The organism is Candidatus Hepatobacter penaei, assembly GCF_000742475.1.
Taxonomy (GTDB): domain Bacteria; phylum Pseudomonadota; class Alphaproteobacteria; order Holosporales; family Hepatobacteraceae; genus Hepatobacter; species Hepatobacter penaei.
Genome location: NZ_JQAJ01000001.1, coordinates 132,756 through 149,721, shown reverse-complemented (window position 1 = coordinate 149,721; position 16,966 = coordinate 132,756). Strand labels below are relative to the sequence as shown.

Below are 16,966 nucleotides of genomic sequence, written 5' to 3'. Positions count from 1 at the left end.
GAAACAGCCAAAAATCTGCTGTTTCCCCCCTCTCTCCTCTGAACGTTGGGGCTTTCGCTTGCCCTCCGTATGACGTGCCATCCCCTCTCTTAAGACCTATCAACACCCCCACTTCAGAGGATGCGCCCTCTCATGATCTGAGAGACGCAGGGCCTGTCAGCGCACGATTACAACAAGCAGAAACCTCTCTTGTTCAAAGCTGGACGAATTTTGAAAATCTAAAAAGTCAGAAAAAAATGCTTCCTCCACAACAGATGCAACAAAAACTTTCAGCCCCAGAAGCGGCGGTAAGGGAGATAGACCCGCTCCCTGACGTTGTGCTTTCCCATCAGGACACAGCAGATAACCAAGGTACCCTCATCACAACCCTTCAGGTTCTTCCCCCCCAAGAACGCCGAGAAAAGAAAAACAAACATAAACAAGAAGCCAACAGATTGAGAGAACAAGAAACAATCCTTCGCGAGACTCTTGCGATGCTTCAGAAAAAGCGCACCGCTGCGGAAGAAAAGCAGAAAAAACTTAGCAATAGCTTCGAGAAGAAAAAATTAAAAATGAAAGACGGAGCAGTTTATAATAAAGCTCTCACAAAACATCAAGAAAAAAAGCGCAACATGACCCAAACGATTCAATCATTGACAAAGAACATGAAAGAAAAACAGAAAGCGTTAGGGGAAAACACACAGGAACAAGCCCAGAACACAAGGGGCCTGGACACACTTCTTTCTATAGAAACAGCCCCCTCAAAACCGCGCAAAGGATGGTTTTCTCGTCTTTTTTCATGTGTGAGCGCCCACGAAGATGAACAGAGGGCAATCTACATAAGCAAGTCATACAACGTGAATACATTGCAACACCGTTAAGGAGGCAGACATCTTACCCTCAACACACCGCGGGCGCATTTAACAAAAAAGATAAAAAATGTTCCCAAGGTGTGTTTTTTTATGTATTTTATATAAAGTTATTGTCAATTTGTTGGGTTTTTATTGTATTTATGACGTATCGATACCTCCTTCCCCTTTGTTTGATGTGTACATCCACCGCGCTGGCGGACATCTCGTTTGATCGAGCTGAGTCTGTTTCGCCTCTATCACCCGCCTCTTATGAACTTCGTGCACAAACCCCGCGCGTTATGACGGATGAACTCGATCACCAGTATGGCGCACAAACCCCAGAAACCCTTCATGAAAGCACTGATCACCGCACCTCTGTGGTGCCTCTCCACGCAGAAGTTTTTCAATCCCAAACGCCTTGTCAAGACGACTTTCGTCAAGAAACGCTTCCTCATGAAACACAGGAGGCACTTTGGGCAAACGTGCAGCAATTACATCAACACATGGTGACGATAACGTCACAAATGAAAGAGTTAGCAGCCATCATCCTAAGTATGCAGGCAGAAACGGATGGGGATGAAAGCACCAAAGCCTCCCCCCCCACACACAAACCAGGCGCAGCGCCAACGCCCGCCCAAGAGGTTGACGAGCCCCTGTGCACCCAGCGCCTCATCACGCCCATACACACTGCTCATGACTCACAAGACAAACCAGCTGTTTCTGAAGAGATGAAAGATTTATTGTGTCAGGCCCTCAAACGTGTGATGTCTTACGTCCATGACGACAAAGAAACCCATCAACACAAAGCTGCGACGTTGAAGGATGAAGACGCGCAAAGCGCGCACAAAACATCTGAAGATGCCACCCTGTGGGAACGCACCAAAGCCTTTGGTCAGAAAAAAATAGGTATTCTCTCAGAAAAAGTGAGGATACTTAAGGCAAAACCCTGGTATCCTGTGGCCGTGTTTTTTGGCAAAGTTGTTGGACCCATCATAAGCATAATCTTTCTGCTTATCTAACAGGCACAAAAACAGAGGGGAGAGAAATGTACAGGTTTACTCAGATATGCCTGATGGCCCCTCAGCCTGTCCTCTAGTTCCATGCAAGAAGGGAGTCTTCTGTATGAGCCCTTCGGGAGGGCTCACGCTCAAGAAGGATTATGGCTTCGAAGCAGGCGCGTCAGCAGATGGCGACGCTTCAGACGAAGGGCCCCCCGATGAAACCTCAGGGGAAGGTTTCTCAGAACCCGCTTTCTCAGGCGCAACCTGTGGAGGCGCAGGCTTTTCAGGCGATGAGGACGGCTTTTTCTCCTGCTGACCAGCTTTCTTGGCCAGCGGCACCACCACCACCAACATGCGGCGCCCTTCACTTTTTGTCACAGCTTCAGGCTTGCCCAACGCCGACAGATCGGCCAGAATTTTGTTCACAAGGTCAACGCCCATATTTTGGTGACCAATTTCGCGCCCCTTGAAACGCACCACCACACGCAAACGGTGGCCTTGCCTTAAAAAGTTTTCCGCCTGACGCAGTTTGACCTGATAATCATGGTCACCGATTTTTAAACGAAATTGCAGCTCCTTGGTGTCGAGCGATTTTTGCTTCTTTTTCATGAGCGCTTTCTTCTTACGCTCTTCAAAGCGAAGCTTGCCATAATCAAGAATTTTGCACACAGGCGGACGTGCATCGGCCGCAACCTCAACCAGATCAAGACCTCGACGCGCTGCCTCTTCTCGCGCCTCCTCAAGAGACACAATGCCTAAAAATTCTCCCTCACTATCAATCAGACGCACCTTGGAGGCACGAATGTAATCATTGATACGCGGGCCTGTATTCATTTTTTTCTGGTCCAGAAGCTCACTCCTTATCTCAACTCAACCATGTGAGGGCATCTTGGCACAAGAAACAAGTTTGTCTACCCCCTCTTGCAACGACAGAACCGTTTGTGTGCCGTCAGGTGCACGCAAAGAGATGGATCGGCTTGACGCTTCCTGCTCGCCGACCACCACAATATGGGGCACCTTGCTCATCACGGCTTCACGAATCTTGGCACCAATTTTCACAGACCTTCCATCCATCTGGGCACGCAGCCACCCGGACTTGAAGGCTTGTACCACATCTTGGGCATAAGAATCAAGAGCATTGGTAATCGGCAGCACCACCACCTGCACAGGGGCCAACCACAAGGGCAAACGCCCACGATAGTGTTCGATTAAAATCCCTGTAAAACGCTCAAACGATCCTAAAATAGCCCGGTGCAACATCCACGGTGTTTGTTTCGCGCCCGACGCATCGATATAGCGCGCACCCAAACGCTCGGGCAATACCAAATCCACCTGAAGCGTTCCGCACTGCCAATGACGGCCCAGACTGTCTTTCAACACAAACTCAAGCTTGGGGCCATAAAAAGCCCCTTCCCCCGGGTTCAACGTCCATGAAAGCCCGGCCGCCTCAGCGCCGGCCTTGAGTGCCTCTTCCGCTCTATCCCAGGTTGGATCATCCCCTGCGCGCACTTTGGGGCGATCTGAAAACATCACCCCCACCTCATCAAAGCCCAAATCTTTGTACACCGACGCCAACAGATCACAAAACGCCTTGGTTTCCTCCAACGCCTGCGTAGGCGTGCAAAAAATGTGAGCATCATCTTGGGTAAAGGCACGCACACGCATCAGGCCAAACAAAGCGCCCGAGGGCTCATAACGCACACAGGCACCAAATTCTGAAAAACGTAAAGGCAAATCGCGATAACTTTTGATGCCCTGCTTAAACACCTCTACATGCCCTGGACAACTCATAGGTTTAAGCGCCAACGGCTCTTTGTGTTCTTGGGCTTCAGGCAAATCACAGGTGATCATGGCGTGCCGGAATTTATCCCAATGGCCTGATTTTTCCCAAAATGTGCGCGACAGCATCTGAGGTGTGTTGATCTCTTGATACCCAGCCGCTTCCAGGCGATGGCGGATATAGTGCTGCAAACAGGTATAGATGCGCCAGCCCTTAGGGTGCCAAAACACGCTCCCCGCCGCCTCTTCTTGAAAATGAAAAAGATCCATCTCACGGCCCAAACGACGATGATCCCGCTTTTCTGCTTCGTCTAAAAACGTGAGGTGATCAGCCAGATCTTGTTCTGTAGCGAACCCCAGCCCATAGATTCTTTGCAGTTTCACCCCTTGCGCATCGCCGCGCCAATAGGCCCCTGCCAAACGCGTCAGCTTAAACCCTCGCCCCACATAACGCGTTGAGGGCAAATGAGGGCCGCGGCACAAATCAAGAAACGTGCCCTGGCGATAGACCGAAAGCACCTCGTCCGTCGGCAGCCCCTCAATGAGCTCCACCTTAAAATGCTCACCCTGCGCTTTGAAATAGGCCACGGCCTCAGGCCGAGACCACTCTTGGCGCACAAAACGTTCATCTCGCTTCACAATCTCCCGCATGCGCGCCTCGATGACGGGCAAGTCTTCATCCCGAAAGGAGATTTCACGATAAAAGTCATAATAAAACCCATGCTCAATATCAGGGCCAATGGTCACCTGAACATCGTCATACAGCTCTTTCACCGCTTGCGCCAACACATGGGCCATATCATGACGGAGCGTGGGCAACACGTCCGGATGGGTGCGTGACAAAATCTCCACCTCTGTGTCTGATGGCCACGAAGAGGATAAATCAAACAGCTGACCCTGCATACGCATAAGAGCCGCGTCTTTCACGCCACGTTCTTTGGCCCAGTCAAACCCTGTTTTCATTCTATGCTCTGCCTGCGGATCCATGTTCTTTGACGCTCAACACCTTACACGCCAAGCTAACACACATCTTTTTCCAAGAACAAGGGGAGAAACGTGCGCAAAGCACCAAAGAGGCTAAGAGCCACTATTGTTGATCTGTGAGGCATTGTGCGGTAAACTAGGGCTAATGTTCTTGGGGAGACAGCGATGCCTGTTCTTCAAAAAACACAAACCGTTGAGACGCTCCCTCTTTCTGAAAAGGCCATGCTGGCTGTGTATCAGCGGGCGCTTGAGGAGCTGGAAACCTCATTTGACAAGGCCTTTGCACACGCGCAGGCTCACCTGGCCACCCTTAAGGGAACGCTCATCTTGGCAGGCGTGGGCAAAAGTGGCCACATTGCCAAAAAATTAGCTGCCTCCTTCACGTCCACAGGCACCCCGGCGGTGTTTATTCACCCGACTGAGGCTGCCCACGGCGATTTGGGCATGATTGGCTCAGCTGACACGTTGTTCGTCCTGTCTAATTCAGGCGAAACACAAGAGCTGGCGCCCGTGCTTAGACATGCCAAACACATTGGGGCTTTTATCATCTCCATGACGGCGGTACCCCAAAGCTCTCTTGGTCGTGCTGCAGATGTGGTGCTGACCATTCCCTCTGCGCAAGAAATCTGTCCCCTTGGTCTGGCGCCCACCACATCGACATTTCTGATGCTCACCTTGGGTGACATATTGATGTCGTCGCTGGCTCACCAAAAAAACCTTTCTGCGGAAACGTATAAACAATTTCACCCCGGCGGCAACCTCGGATTTAAACTCACAAGCTTAGAAAACATCATGCGCACCGGGTCTTTTTTGCCGCTTGTTTCGCCCCAAACGCCCATGTCAGAGGTTTTGTTGGTGATGACAGAAAAGCAATCAGGATGCGTGGTGATTGCGATGCCAGATCACACCCTTCTTGGCATTATCAGTGATGGTGACTTAAGACGCGCCATGCACCCCTCCTTGCTGACCCAAAAGGCGGAAGAAATTATGACCCGCGAGCCTATCACGGCCGCGCCAACCTGCTTTTTGGATGAAGCGATGACGCTGATGTCCGCTAAGAAAATACACGCCCTCTGCGTGACAGACCCTCACCAAAAAATCTTAGGGCTGGCCACGTGGCACGACTGTTTGTCCTATCAAGCACAGTTTCAAGGAGCGCGATCTTTATGAGCGATATCTCCCTTTTTTTCAAGCACTATGAACGCATCATCCGTATGACCCGATGGGCTCTTGTGGGGCTTTGGATCCTCACCTGTCTTTATTTTTTAATGCCGAGCTTAACGAAATCTGTGACTGCCCCGCCCAACAAAGCCAAAACCTCTTTTAAGACAGAGGCCCGCGACATGTCTTATGTGCTGGTTAGCCCTCAAAAAACAATCAAAATCACGGGCCAAGAAGGGCATTATGTGGAAAAAGATGTGGTCAACCTGGCAGGCAACGTCACCCTAGATACAGAAGATGGCACCCACATTGTGTCGCGGGATGTGCGCCTCAACCCTGAAACAAAACATGTCCACGGAGATCATGCCGTTCATGGCAAGGGGCCCTTGGGCACCTTTGAGGCCGAAGGGTTTTCCCTTGACAACGCCGGGGAATATCTGTGCTTGAAGGGGCGGTCTCATCTTATCCTGAACGTGGCCCCATGATGCGCCTTGTGGTCGCCCTGTGGCTTTTGGGTCTTACGCAGGCGCTTTGTGATGATAAGCTGGTGATCCGCGCTGACACCAAAATGAGCTGTCATCAAACAAAAGGCACGTGCACCGCGCTGGGTCACGTTGATCTCAGCAAAAAGGAGTTACGCATCCGCGCCGATCGCATGGATATGACCTTTACAAAAGAGCCTCACGCCATCCAAACCCTTCAGGCCCGCGGCACGGTGCGTATTGATATGCCCCACGTGCAAGCCTTGGGACAAAAAGCGCACTATGAGCACAACAACCACACCACCACCCTTTATGGAAACCCGCGGATTGTGCTGAAAGATTTCTACATTCTCTCTCCTGCTCCGTGCACTTTTCATCACCTCAAACGCCAGGGGCACATACAGTACCCACACATGATCTTTCCAACGTATAAAGCCACCCTCACAGCTCAGACCCTTACCTTTAAGGTAAAACCCTCCCCCAAAGGAGACGCCATGATTCACGTCACAAGCGAAGGCGATGTGCTTTTTGTGAATACACACGTCACCATCGCCGCCCAGCGGGCTGTGTATGACCCCAACCAAAAGAAGCTCACGCTTTATGGTAACGTCAAGATGGCCGATGCTGAAGGGGTGGCCCTGATGGATAAAGCGATCTATAGACTAGACACAACGGAAGCTTTTTTTCACAATAGGCATGGTGGCCGCACCAAAGGCCTTTTTCGTCAGCCTTCGCACAAGGACACCGCAACATAAAACCCACGCCATGCACTTTCTTTTCTTGACCTTGTTATGATTTCATCACTTCCCCTTGTTCTTTCGGCTAAAAACCTCAAAAAAACCTATCGTGGTACACCGGTGGTGCACAACGTCAGCTTTCATGTGCGCACGGGTGAAGTGGTGGGCTTATTGGGGCCCAATGGCGCCGGCAAAACCACATCTTTTGGCATGGTAACGGGCCTGATCGCCAATGACACAGGCACGATCTCGCTTGGGCACCTCGATCTTTCAGGGTTGCCCATGTATATGCGCGCCCGGGCCGGCATACGTTATCTTCCTCAAGACACCTCCATTTTCAGAGGCCTCAGCGTTGAAGACAACATCATGGCCATTATTGAGATTTTCCATCGCGATAAAGCCAAACGGGAAGAGGTGCTACAACAGCTCCTTGATGAATTTCGCCTCAATGACATTCGCTTTAAGCAAGCCAAGGTGCTGTCGGGTGGTGAGCGCCGCCGCGTTGAAATTGCCAGGTCCTTGGTGGGCTCGCCCCGCTTTCTGCTTTTTGATGAACCACTGGCAGGCATTGACCCTAAAATGATGCGCGATATACGCACCCTGATCAAAAGGTTGAAGAAAAAAGACTTAGGGATTTTGATCACCGACCACAACGTCCGCGAAACGCTGGCGGTGGTGGATAGGGCCTATATCATCAACGGCGGCACCATTCTCAAAGAAGGCACGCCGCAAGATATTGTGAACGACCCCATGGTGCAAGAAATTTATCTGGGCGCCGAATTCAGCCTCTAACACAAAGCCCGACAAGAAGCAGCCTAACAAGAATGGGCCAAGGCCTATTGCGCTGTCCAACCGCCATCCACAGCCAGGTGCGCGCCTGTGATCTGTGCTGCCTCTTGTGAAGCCAAAAAGAACGTTGCGGCACCAATTTCTTCAGGCGTGGCAAACTCTTTAGACGGTTGCTTTTCCACCAAAAGCTTATGCTTAGCTTCATTCAGGTCGCACCCTTCCCTTTCGGCAATGCCTTCAATTTGCTTTTGCACCAAAGGTGTCAGCACCCAACCTGGACAGATGCAGTTGCTGGTCACGCCGCGGCCGGCTGCCTCAAGTGCCATCACCTTAGACAACCCCAACAACCCATGCTTGGCTGCCACATAGGCCGCTTTTTCCACCGACGCCACCAACCCGTGCGCAGAGGAAATATGAATCAAGCGACCCCATTTTTTCTCATACATGTAAGGCAAAGCTTTTTGCGCAATAAAGAAGGCAGCCTCAAGGTTAAGCTGGATCACCTTTCTCCACCGATCTTCAGGAAAATTTTCCACAAGCGCTTTGTGCTGAATGCCGGCGTTGTTTACCACCACATCCACAGCGCCAAACACATCCAGGCATGTATCCACAAGATCATGACACCCTTGAACACGGCTGAGATCTGCGCCCGAATACACAACCTTTTGACCTGAAAGCGTGGATAGCTCTTCAATCAAGGGTTGCACGTCGCTTTCAGACTCAATGCCGTTAAGCAACACCTGATCACCATTCTTGGCAAAAACCTTGGCAATGCCCAACCCAATACCACTTGTCGATCCTGTTACAATCACGCTGCGCACGATGTGAAGTCCCCCTCAATGCCCCCTATTGTGTTTGAACACCAGGGTAGGAGATGAACCTCCATAAACCGTTAAAAGCGGGTATGAAAAAAAAAGAGTAAAAAATAGCTTTTCCCAGAAACTATGCTAGAATCGCTTCATGACAAATTCTGAAGCTGAGCATTCTGGGGCCCAGTCTGGGGCCAATCTCTATGGATCCGTCGATTTAGGCACCAACACCTGTCGCCTTCTTATTGCCCGCCTTGTGGAATCTGAGGGCGTAAGGCAGTTTACGCACATTGATTCTTTATCGCGCGTTGTACGTTTTGGTGAAAATTTGGAGCAGTCGCGCAAATTGTCTCTCCAGGCCATGGATCGTGCCTATCTCGCCTTGGAAGAGTGTCGCAAAAGGCTCCAATTTTACCATGTGCCTTATATGCGTTGTGTGGCCACAGCCGCTTGCCGCAGGGCAGAAAACACCGATGAATTTGTGCAAGAGGCCTTCAAAAAAACAGGCATTCGCATTGAGGTGATCACCCCGCAAGAAGAGTCTGAGCTTGCCGTTGCTGGGTGCGCTGAGCTTTTTGATGATCAATTTTCGCATGCTATTGTTTTTGACATTGGTGGCGGAAGCACCGAGCTTGTGTGGACAAAAATCTTGCCTAACCAAGATTTCAAGGTGATTGACAGCATTTCCTTCCCCCATGGGTTTGCCACCCTCAAGGATCAGCTCAAAGATCCAGAAAAACGGGAGGATATCACACAGTTTTTTTCCCATGAGGTGAACGAATTTGCGCTTCGCCACGGTATTTATGGCGTGATCCGCGAGGGCAAAGCACAAATGATTGGGGCCAGCGGCACCATCACCACGTTGGCAGCCATTATTTTGGGCCTGGAGAGCTATGACAAAACCCGCGTGCATGAGGCGGTGTTATCCCGTGAGAACCTCAAAAATGTGATTCGCTATCTCAATTCCACCCATTATTCAGATCGTCTCAATCACCCGTGCATTGGCCAGCAGCGCGCTGAATCCATTATGGGCGGCATTGCGTTGTTTGAAGCCATTTATGACATCCTCAACGTCGATTTTATTATTGCTGCCGACCGTGGCGTGCGTGAGGGCATCTTGCACACGTTGGCAAAGGAACACGCCCCTCAAACTAAAAACACAAAGTAGAGCAAAAAAGCGCCATGGATATTCATGAACATCAGGCTAAAGCTCTTTTGGCAGGCATGGGCCTTCCGGTGCAAAAAGGGGGGCTTATCACCCACACCTCTGAGGTGGTTGACCTGTGCGCCAATCTGCGTGCCCCTTTTGTGGTGAAAGCACAAATTCACGCCGGTGGGCGCGGCAAAGGGGGCGGCATTCGCTTTGCTAAAACGGTGCAGGAGGCGGAAACTATCACTTCCGAGCTTTTGGGCATGCACCTTGTCACCCCGCAAACAGGTCCTGAAGGCAAAAAGGTGCATGATGTTTATATTGTAGAGGCGGCTGATTTTGAGCAGGAATATTACCTCAGCTTTTTTCTCAACCGCGATCATGGGTGCGTGTCGCTCATGACCTCATCGGCGGGTGGTGCGTATATTGAAGAAATTGCCGCCACAGCTCCCCACAAGATCCTCACCCTCGACATTGACCCCTATTATGGGCTCAAACCCTTTCACGTTGTGCGCGTGGCCGATTTTTTGGCGTGGCCCGCAGACCTGCGCGCCCCTTTGCGTCAGTTGTTAACCACCTTATACCAAGGGTTTGTGGATAAGGATATGTCGCTTCTTGAAATCAACCCACTTGTGTTGACCCCAGAGGGCCGCATGGTGCTCGTGGACGCCAAAATCACCTTTGATGACAACGCGCTCTATCGTCATCCAGACATTGCAGCACTTAAAGACCCCCGAGAAAGTGCGCCCCAAGAGGTGGAGGCAGACCAGGCCGGGTTCAGTTATGTACAGCTAGACGGGCATATTGGGTGCATGGTGAACGGCGCAGGCCTTGCCATGGCCACCATGGACACGCTTTCGCTTATGGGCGGCGCACCGGCCAACTTTCTAGATGTGGGGGGCAGCGCGTCCCTTGAACAAATCAAAACGGCGCTGCGTATTATTTTGAGTGACGCCAACGTTAAAACGGTGTTGGTCAACATTTTTGGCGGCATCATGCATTGTGACCTTATGGCGCAAGGCTTAACAGAAGCGATCCAGACCCTTCATATCGAAAAACCCATCGTGGTGCGCTTGGCCGGCACCCATGTGCGCGAAGCTGAGGCTTTGCTGGCCACCTCTGGCCTCACCATTGAATCAGCCCCCTCCCTTGAAGATGCGGCCCGGCGTGCCGTGGCGTTGGCGAAGGAGGCGGCATGAGCATCCTGATTGACCAACACACACGCGTGTTATGTCAAGGCATTACGGGCAAGCACGGCACGTTTCATACAGAGCAAGCGCTGGCCTATGGCACCCGCATGGTGGGCGGCGTGACGCCAGGCAAAGGTGGCACAACGCATTTAGGGCTTCCCGTATTTAACACTATGGAGGCCGCCGTCAAAGAAACAGGCGCCGATGCCAGTGTGATTTATGTGCCCCCCCCCTTTGCCGCGGATGCGATTCTTGAAGCCGCTGAGGCAGGTGTTGATTTGGTTATAGGCATTACGGAAGGCATCCCCGTGCTGGACATGATGCGCGTTAACAAAGCCTTAGCCACACACAAGACACAGCTGATCGGCCCCAATTGCCCAGGGGTGATTTCACCAGGAAAATCCAAAATTGGCATTATGCCCGGCGATATTCATAAACCTGGAGCCGTGGGCATTGTGTCACGCTCAGGCACCCTAACCTATGAGGCGGTGGCTCAACTCACCAAACAAGGGTTGGGGCAATCCACCTGCGTAGGCATTGGCGGCGACCCCATAGGAGGATTGGGGTTTGTGGATATTATAGATCTTTTTCTTCATGACGATGACACCGACGCCATTGTGATGATTGGCGAAATTGGCGGCAACGCTGAAGAAGAAGCCGCTGCGTTTTTGAAAAGCCGCGGGCCTTTGCCCAAACCGATCATCAGCTTTATTGCCGGACAAACCGCTCCTGAGGGAAGGCGCATGGGCCATGCAGGCGCAGTGACGACGCACGGTACTGGCACTGCCACTGCCAAAAAAGAAGCCCTCAAAAACGCAGGCGTTCACGTTGTCGATTCGCCCACACACATCGGGATCACCACGCACGAGGTGCTCCATCGCTAGCAAGGGTCATTATGAAGCATCCAACATCGCCTTTCTTTGCTGGCAACGCGGCGTTTCTTGATATCCTTTACGACCTTTTTCTCACCGACCCTCAGCAGCTGCCTCCTGCCTGGCACACCTTTTTTCAAGCCTGGACACCTGAAGGCCAAGCCCTCCCAAACCAGCCTCCTGAAGAGGGGATGTGTGAAGAGAGAGTGTCTGAAGAAAACCGCCGTGCAAAAGCGTCACGCATCAAGCGCCCTGCGCTACCTTCGTGGGCACCCCCCCCTTCCCGTGATGACCCCTTCTTTGATGAAAACGCCCCCTCACAACACCTCTCACCCGCCACGTTGCCTGAGGCCCCTTCAAATCCAGCGGTGTCTCTGCCCCATGACCCCAAGAAAGCCTTGCTTGAACAGATACGAGATTTTTTGCGCCTAGAAGGCTATCGCTTTGCTCACACCAACCCCGTGGCGCCTGCCCCAGACCTGCCCCCGCCCTTGTTCCGCTTTTATGCCACTCATAAAAAAAGCGATCCTTCCTTTGCGGCTGTCAAAGCTTTGGCAGCAGCTTATGTAGGGCCGCTTTCCCTTGAAACTGGCACCTTGACCTCTGCGCAAGAACGCGCCTTTTTGTATGCGCAGTGTGAATCTCCCCCCACCGCTCTGACGAATCGCCAAAAAAAAGAGCTGTGGCACCAACTGCTTGAGGCTCACACTTTTGAAACAACCTTGGGGAAGCTTTTTCCCGGCGCCAAACGGTTTAGCTTGGAGGGCGCAGATGCCTTGATGCCCGGCCTTCATCATCTGTGCCGGCGGGCGGCGCAAGAGGGCCTAACCCACGTGGTCTTCAGCGCCTATCACCGCGGGCGGCTGAACCTCTTGACCCATCTTTTGAAAAAACCCCTATCCTTGCTGTATAAGGCAGAAACGCACCCTGTGTGGGGCACCGATGATGTGCCTTATCACCTAGGGTGGGAAACCCGTGATCCTGACACCCAGCTTCTCCTCACCTTGCTGCCAAACCCGTCTCACCTGCAAGCGGCCACGCCTGTGATGATGGGCTATGTGCGCGGCCTTCAAGAGCAACAGCCAAAAGAAGGCAAGCCTGGACCTTTAGGGGTTTTGATCCATGGGGAAGCAGCTTTTGCAGGTCAGGGCGTGGTGATGGAATCATTGATGTTGCAAGGGCTTGAAAACTATCACGGCGGTGGGTTGATCCATATTGTGCTGAACAATCAGGTGGGCTTTACCACGCACCCTGCGGAAAGCTTCCCCCGCGAGGCCACTGATGTGGCCCACATAGTGGGGGCCCCCATCCTGCATGTAAACGGACAAGATCCCGAAGCTGTGCAGCGTGCCTGTGACATCGCTTTTGCATTTCGGCAAACCTTTCATAAAGACTGCGTGGTGAACATCATGTGCTTTCGCCGCCACGGCCACAATGAGCTCGATGAACCTCGTTTCACCAACCCGTTACTCTATCAAGCTGTGGATGAGGCCCTTCCCGTCAGCAATCTTTATGGCCAAACCCTGGTGGCGCAGCATGTGCTTTCTCAAGAAGTGTGCGTTGACGGCGCCAAAACTCTTGAGGCCTTTTATCGCAAAGCGCTGAAGGAACCCAAGGCACCACCACCCCAAGAGAAGCCACAAGCGCGCGCTGAGCAATCTGTGCCGGCCTGTGATGCATCTCTCCTCCACGCTGTGGGCAACGCCCTCACGCACGAGCCTGAGCACATGAACCTACATCCCAAAATCAACCGTTTTATTGCCAAGCGACGTGAAATGCTTGACACACAACAAGGCATCGACTGGTCTTTGGCGGAAAGTTTGGCGCTGGGCAGCATGCTTAGAGACGGCATGGCGGTGCGTTTGGTGGGGCAAGACAGCGTGCGCGGCACCTTTACCCAACGCCACGGCGCTTTCATCGATCAAAAAACAGAGGCGCGTTATGTCCCCCTCAACCACGTTTCAGACACACAGGCCCCCTTAAGCCTTGTCAATTCGCCCCTTTCTGAAGCTGCGGCCTTGGGGTTTGAGATTGGCTATAGCTGGGCCCGCGACGATGCTTTTGTGCTGTGGGAAGCCCAGTTTGGTGACTTTGCCAACGGCGCGCAGGTGTTTATTGATCAATATCTGGCCGTCTCAGCACAAAAATGGGGACGATCTTCATCCATCACACTTTTGTTGCCGCATGGCTATGAAGGCCAGGGGGCTGAACATTCCTCGGCGCGCCTTGAGCGGTTTCTTCAGCTGGCAGCGCGGGATAATCTGGGGGTGGCCCATGTCACCACACCGGCTCAATTTTTTCATCTGCTAAGGCGCCAGGCCTACACCCGTCCGGCCAAACCCTTGGTGGTGATGACGCCCAAATCATGGTTAAGAGACCCGCGCGCCACCTCTCCCTTGCATGATGTGATCGATGGAAGCTTTCAGCCCGTGCTCACCACATCCAAAGGCGCCCCTGTGCATGCCCTGCCTGCAGGCGCACCGCCGCACCACATCCTGATGTGCAGCGGCAAAGTATATTACGATCTGCTGGCTTCGCCCCATGCGTCAGGAAACGTCATCTTTGTGCGTTTAGAACAGCTGGCGCCATTTCCTCACAAAGCGTGCGCTGAGGCGCTCAGCCCTTTTGCGGGCCAGTCTTTGTCTGTGCGCTGGGTACAAGAAGAGCCCGAAAACATGGGCGCATGGACCTATGTCGCACCGCGGCTGCACAAACTGTGTCAAGACATGAATCTTCCTGCTCCCCTCTATAAAGGGCGCCCCCCTTCTGACATCACGGCCACAGGTTTTGGGGCTTGTCATGCCCGCGAACAAGACGCTATGATATCCCAGGCTTTTAAGGAGACTTCTTCGTGACCACCACATCTCAAGACATTTGCGTGCCTTCCTTAGGTGAATCTATCACTGAAGCCACCCTCGCCCGTTGGCTTTATCACGAAGGCGATGCGGTGGCGACCGACGCCTTGTTGGCAGAAATCGAAACAGACAAAATCACCCTAGAAATCACAGCTCCTTTTGCGGGCATTTTGGGCCCCTTGCAAGCAGACGAGGGCGCGCAGGTGCGCGTGGGGGATGTGTTAACCACCCTTCAAGCCTCAGATTCACCTTCAAACGAAGGCGCGGGTCCATCTTCCTCCCCGGATCCAAACAAGGCCAAAGACTCTTCACCCAAGGATTCTTCACCCAAGGGCACCACTGTTTCAAATGCAACATCGCCTACTTCCCCATCTGCTCAAGGTGGCGCTCACACCCAACAACCTTTTTCACAAAAAGGAAATAGGGGCACAGCTGCGGGCAAAGCGTGGATCTCCAAAGATGAACACCTTGAGGCCCTCTTAAGCTCTCAAACACCCCCGGCCGCCTCTCCTACGTCCCCTCAAGGCAACCCTTCTCGTGAGGAAGAGCGTGTACCCATGAGCCGGCTGAGGCAACGCATTGCCGCACATCTGAAGACAGCCCAAAACACAGCAGCGCTGCTTACTACATTTAATGAGGTGAATATGGCGCCAGTTATGGCGGTGCGCTCTCAAAATAAAGAGGCGTTTGAGGCGCGTTATGGCTGCCGATTAGGGTTTATGTCTTTTTTTGTGAAGGCGGCGGTGAAAGGTTTGCGGCGTTTTCCCATCCTCAATGCGGAACTTCGAGGCCCCGATATTGTGTTTAAAAATTATTATCACATCGGTGTGGCTGTGGGCACAGAGCGCGGCCTTGTGGTGCCCATCCTCAAGCACGCAGAGGCCATGGATTTTGCCACCATCGAAAAAAGCATTGCCGACCTTGCCGGCAAAGCCAAAAACAAACAGCTGCTGCCCCAAGATCTGGCCGATGGCACCTTCACCATTTCAAATGGCGGGGTTTATGGATCTCTGCTCTCTACACCCATTATCAACCCACCGCAATCGGCGATCTTAGGGTTACACAGCATCCAAAAACGACCCATGGCCGAGGGAGATCAGGTGGTGGTGCGCCCCATGATGTATCTGGCGCTCTCTTATGACCACAGACTGATTGACGGCAAAGAAGCTGTGGGCTTCTTGAAAAGCATCAAAGAGACCCTCGAAAATCCCAGCGGGCTTTTGCTAGATCTTTAGAAAAACGCCCTAGCATAGATCTTCAGGAGAATCATCATGACTGCATCTGTGACCATGGACGAGAGCGCCGCCCTGAAAGCAAAACTGTTAGACGCCTTTCTCGATCTTGTGCCCGAAAAGGGGTGGAACCAAAACACCCTCACCCACGCGGCGCAACACCTTGAGCTTGAAGAGGGGCTTGTGTGGGCCCTGTTTCCAGAAGGTGAAAAAAATGCCCTCACCACATGGAGCCGCCTTTTGGATCAGCAAATGGAAGACAAGCTTAGCGCGCTCGACCTTGCCTCTATGAAAATACGTGAACGCATTTTTTGGGGCGTGCGCACGCGCCTCACACTGTTAACGCCGAGAAAGCAAGCAGCGAGCTTGGCGTTTCGTTTTTTGCTCGATCCGCGCCACACGTTTATGGCCACCCCCCTCATTTATGACACGGTGCATGTGATGTGGACGCTGGCGGGCGACACCTCTACGGACTATAATTTTTACACAAAACGCTTGTTGCTGAGCGGTGTTTATATCTCCACGTTTATCTATTGGCTGCGCGACACCTCACCCGAACACCACAACACCTGGAAATTCCTTGAGAACCGTATTGACAACGTCTTATCGCTTCACAAAATCAAATCTTTTGCCAAAGAGGGGTTGCCGTTTTCCAAAATCGTTAAATCACTTTGGCCCTTTCCCTAGCCTGCGTTAGGCAGAGGCGGTGTGAGGGCTTTAGCCTTCCAGGGTCAGAGGTTCGGAGTCAAGAGTTTTAGTGAGTGTCTTGAGGGGAAAAATGGCGGTGAATCCGCTAGGCCGCTAAGCGATCTTCATGGCGCGGTTTGTCTACGCTTTCCCCCACCCATGAACGCGGCAACAGACAGCGCAGGGTGAAGGGAATCGTCAGTGTCATAATGTAAAGCGAAAAATAATGATAGCGCAGCACCCCCGCCAGGGAAAAGACAAACAACGATCCCGTTAACACACACGCCATAGACAGCATAAAGGCCAGGCTCTGACGATAGGCACGAAGATCTGGGCGACCCTTCGCATACACAAGGCAGAAAAGAGATGAAAGTGCACACATAGATAACCAAAAGAGTGCATAAAGAG

General features: G+C 52.3%; 15 protein-coding genes. 11 read left to right on the top strand and 4 right to left on the bottom strand.

Annotated elements, in window-relative coordinates:
• Positions 1 to 991: 991 nt before the first annotated feature.
• The gene (locus tag IG82_RS0100865) at positions 992 to 1,849 is read left to right on the top strand and encodes a hypothetical protein (RefSeq protein ID WP_031933806.1); all 858 of its coding nucleotides are present in this window, start codon (positions 992 to 994) and stop codon (positions 1,847 to 1,849) included.
• A 138-nt stretch (positions 1,850 to 1,987) separates the two neighbouring features.
• On the opposite strand, the gene infC is transcribed toward IG82_RS0100865, so the two are convergent.
• Both infC and thrS read right to left on the bottom strand, forming a co-directional pair.
• A complete protein-coding gene (infC, locus tag IG82_RS0100860) occupies positions 1,988 to 2,665 on the bottom strand; it encodes a translation initiation factor IF-3 (protein WP_052545550.1) in 678 nt (225 codons plus the stop codon).
• Positions 2,666 to 2,701: 36 nt separating this feature from the next.
• A complete protein-coding gene (gene thrS / locus IG82_RS0100855) occupies positions 2,702 to 4,597 on the bottom strand; it encodes a threonine--tRNA ligase (protein ID WP_031933804.1) in 1,896 nt (631 codons plus the stop codon).
• Between the two features lie 162 nt (positions 4,598 to 4,759).
• Between thrS and IG82_RS0100845 the strand changes: the two genes are divergently transcribed.
• The 4 genes from IG82_RS0100845 to lptB are packed head-to-tail and all read left to right on the top strand — an operon-like array spanning position 4,760 to position 7,766.
• A complete protein-coding gene (locus IG82_RS0100845; protein ID WP_052545549.1) occupies positions 4,760 to 5,764 on the top strand; it encodes a KpsF/GutQ family sugar-phosphate isomerase in 1,005 nt (334 codons plus the stop codon).
• Positions 5,761 to 6,240 (top strand): LPS export ABC transporter periplasmic protein LptC, encoded by a 480-nt coding sequence (gene lptC, locus IG82_RS0100840; protein ID WP_031933802.1) that lies wholly within the window; start codon positions 5,761 to 5,763, stop codon positions 6,238 to 6,240. The genes IG82_RS0100845 and lptC overlap by 4 nt, the downstream gene beginning before the upstream one ends.
• Positions 6,237 to 6,992 carry an LptA/OstA family protein gene (locus tag IG82_RS0100835; RefSeq protein WP_135958026.1) on the top strand — a complete coding sequence of 252 codons (756 nt, stop codon included), beginning with the start codon at positions 6,237 to 6,239 and terminating at the stop codon, positions 6,990 to 6,992. Before lptC ends, IG82_RS0100835 begins: the two co-directional genes overlap by 4 nt.
• Positions 6,993 to 7,028: 36 nt before the next feature.
• Positions 7,029 to 7,766 carry an LPS export ABC transporter ATP-binding protein gene (lptB, locus tag IG82_RS0100830; protein ID WP_052545548.1) on the top strand — a complete coding sequence of 246 codons (738 nt, stop codon included), beginning with the start codon at positions 7,029 to 7,031 and terminating at the stop codon, positions 7,764 to 7,766.
• A gap of 44 nt (positions 7,767 to 7,810) precedes the next feature.
• Here the strand turns inward: lptB and IG82_RS0100825 are convergent, their stop codons facing one another.
• Positions 7,811 to 8,584, bottom strand: a complete 774-nt coding sequence (locus IG82_RS0100825; RefSeq protein WP_245591048.1) for a 3-hydroxybutyrate dehydrogenase — start codon at positions 8,582 to 8,584, stop codon at positions 7,811 to 7,813.
• Positions 8,585 to 8,723: 139 nt separating this feature from the next.
• Between IG82_RS0100825 and IG82_RS0100820 the strand changes: the two genes are divergently transcribed.
• The 6 genes from IG82_RS0100820 to IG82_RS0100795 are packed head-to-tail and all read left to right on the top strand — an operon-like array spanning position 8,724 to position 16,558.
• Entirely contained in the window at positions 8,724 to 9,740 is a 1,017-nt protein-coding gene (locus tag IG82_RS0100820; RefSeq protein WP_052545547.1) for a Ppx/GppA phosphatase family protein, read from the top strand.
• A gap of 14 nt (positions 9,741 to 9,754) precedes the next feature.
• On the top strand, positions 9,755 to 10,921 hold the full coding sequence (sucC, locus tag IG82_RS0100815; RefSeq protein ID WP_031933797.1) for an ADP-forming succinate--CoA ligase subunit beta: 1,167 nt from the start codon (positions 9,755 to 9,757) through the stop codon (positions 10,919 to 10,921).
• Positions 10,918 to 11,796, top strand: a complete 879-nt coding sequence (gene sucD, locus IG82_RS0100810; protein WP_031933796.1) for a succinate--CoA ligase subunit alpha — start codon at positions 10,918 to 10,920, stop codon at positions 11,794 to 11,796. The genes sucC and sucD overlap by 4 nt, the downstream gene beginning before the upstream one ends.
• A gap of 11 nt (positions 11,797 to 11,807) precedes the next feature.
• Positions 11,808 to 14,639: a 2-oxoglutarate dehydrogenase E1 component gene (locus IG82_RS0100805; RefSeq protein WP_052545546.1), complete on the top strand. Its 2,832-nt coding sequence runs from the start codon at positions 11,808 to 11,810 to the stop codon at positions 14,637 to 14,639.
• Positions 14,636 to 15,874 carry a 2-oxoglutarate dehydrogenase complex dihydrolipoyllysine-residue succinyltransferase gene (gene odhB, locus IG82_RS0100800; RefSeq protein ID WP_245591047.1) on the top strand — a complete coding sequence of 413 codons (1,239 nt, stop codon included), beginning with the start codon at positions 14,636 to 14,638 and terminating at the stop codon, positions 15,872 to 15,874. Before IG82_RS0100805 ends, odhB begins: the two co-directional genes overlap by 4 nt.
• Before the next feature lie 36 nt (positions 15,875 to 15,910).
• On the top strand, positions 15,911 to 16,558 hold the full coding sequence (locus IG82_RS0100795) for a COQ9 family protein (RefSeq protein ID WP_052545545.1): 648 nt from the start codon (positions 15,911 to 15,913) through the stop codon (positions 16,556 to 16,558).
• Positions 16,559 to 16,664: 106 nt separating this feature from the next.
• On the opposite strand, the gene IG82_RS0100790 is transcribed toward IG82_RS0100795, so the two are convergent.
• A partial coding sequence (locus IG82_RS0100790) for a hypothetical protein (protein WP_031933792.1) occupies positions 16,665 to 16,966 on the bottom strand: 302 nt, incomplete at its 5' end.

Excerpts from the sequence above, each read along its gene's own strand:
- IG82_RS0100845 (WP_052545549.1), top strand. The coding sequence starts at position 4,760 with ATGCCTGTTCTTCAAAAAACACAAACCGTTGAGACGCTCCCTCTTTCT.
- IG82_RS0100835 (WP_135958026.1), top strand. The coding sequence starts at position 6,237 with ATGATGCGCCTTGTGGTCGCCCTGTGGCTTTTGGGTCTTACGCAGGCG.
- IG82_RS0100795 (WP_052545545.1), top strand. The coding sequence starts at position 15,911 with ATGACTGCATCTGTGACCATGGACGAGAGCGCCGCCCTGAAAGCAAAA.
- infC (WP_052545550.1), bottom strand. The coding sequence starts at position 2,665 with ATGAATACAGGCCCGCGTATCAATGATTACATTCGTGCCTCCAAGGTG.
- lptB (WP_052545548.1), top strand. The coding sequence starts at position 7,029 with ATGATTTCATCACTTCCCCTTGTTCTTTCGGCTAAAAACCTCAAAAAA.
- IG82_RS0100805 (WP_052545546.1), top strand. The coding sequence starts at position 11,808 with ATGAAGCATCCAACATCGCCTTTCTTTGCTGGCAACGCGGCGTTTCTT.
- thrS (WP_031933804.1), bottom strand. The coding sequence starts at position 4,597 with ATGGATCCGCAGGCAGAGCATAGAATGAAAACAGGGTTTGACTGGGCC.
- sucD (WP_031933796.1), top strand. The coding sequence starts at position 10,918 with ATGAGCATCCTGATTGACCAACACACACGCGTGTTATGTCAAGGCATT.
- lptC (WP_031933802.1), top strand. The coding sequence starts at position 5,761 with ATGAGCGATATCTCCCTTTTTTTCAAGCACTATGAACGCATCATCCGT.
- sucC (WP_031933797.1), top strand. The coding sequence starts at position 9,755 with ATGGATATTCATGAACATCAGGCTAAAGCTCTTTTGGCAGGCATGGGC.
- IG82_RS0100865 (WP_031933806.1), top strand. The coding sequence starts at position 992 with ATGACGTATCGATACCTCCTTCCCCTTTGTTTGATGTGTACATCCACC.
- IG82_RS0100820 (WP_052545547.1), top strand. The coding sequence starts at position 8,724 with ATGACAAATTCTGAAGCTGAGCATTCTGGGGCCCAGTCTGGGGCCAAT.